This window comes from Pseudonocardia sp. SID8383 (genome assembly GCF_009864975.1).
Lineage (GTDB): Bacteria > Actinomycetota > Actinomycetes > Mycobacteriales > Pseudonocardiaceae > Pseudonocardia > Pseudonocardia alni.
In genome coordinates, this window is the sequence record NZ_WWFY01000612.1 from 1 (window position 1) to 818 (window position 818).

The 818-nt window shown below is 78.0% G+C and carries 1 protein-coding gene; it reads left to right on the forward strand.

From position 1 onward, the window contains the following. The first annotated feature begins 258 nt into the window (after positions 1 to 258). The gene (locus GTW08_RS14820; protein ID WP_073575074.1) at positions 259 to 795 is read left to right on the forward strand and encodes a dimethylamine monooxygenase subunit DmmA family protein; all 537 of its coding nucleotides are present in this window, start codon (positions 259 to 261) and stop codon (positions 793 to 795) included. The last annotated feature ends 23 nt before the right edge of the window (positions 796 to 818 follow it).

Below are 818 nucleotides of genomic sequence, written 5' to 3' on the forward strand. Positions count from 1 at the left end.
GGCACGGCCTCGCCCCGCGGGGCGCCCCGCTGCGCCGGGACGGCGATCGTGGGCGGGGTCTCACGCAGGGCGTGCCGCGGGCGGTACGACGTGCCGTCCATGACGTCCCCCTCTCCGGCGTGCGGGCGCCCCACGCAGTGCATCGCGCCGGCGCCGAGATCGTCACCGATTCCCCGACAGTGTCACCAGAAATGGTGACCCGCGCATGCGCTGGGCGCCACCCACCGTTCACCCGACGCTCGTAGCATCACGCCCGTCATGGCCGATCCCGTCCGCCCGCTGCGCACCGGCGCGGCCGCCCCGTCCGCGCACCTCGCACCGGGCCGGACCACGGTGCCGCGCTACACCGGCCCGGCCGGTCGCGGCGACGCGCCGCACCTGGTCGTCGTCGCCGGGTCGGCGCCGGATCCCGACCTCGGGCCCGCCGACCGCCTGGTCCGGCTGCCCACCGGCGGGGACGCGGCGAGCCTGCTGGACCGGGAGCTCACGACGCTGGTCACCGGCACCCGGATCCTGGTCACCGGGCCCGAGACCGTCGTGCAGGCCGTGCGCGCCGCGGCGCTGCACCGGGGCGCCCTCGACGAGGAGCTCGTCCTGGTCCCGACCGACATCGCCGACTCCACCCGGGACCGGACGGTGCACTGCGGACACTGCCACCACCGCGTCGTCGTGCACGCCGACGTCGGGGACGCCGTGGCCTGCCCCGGCTGCCGGCTCGTGCTGCACGTCGCCGGGCACCACTCGCGCCGGCTCGCGGCGTTCCTCGGCGCGCCCACCCCGCAGCGGGCGCCGTGACCCGGCCTGCCGTGCACCTGCGG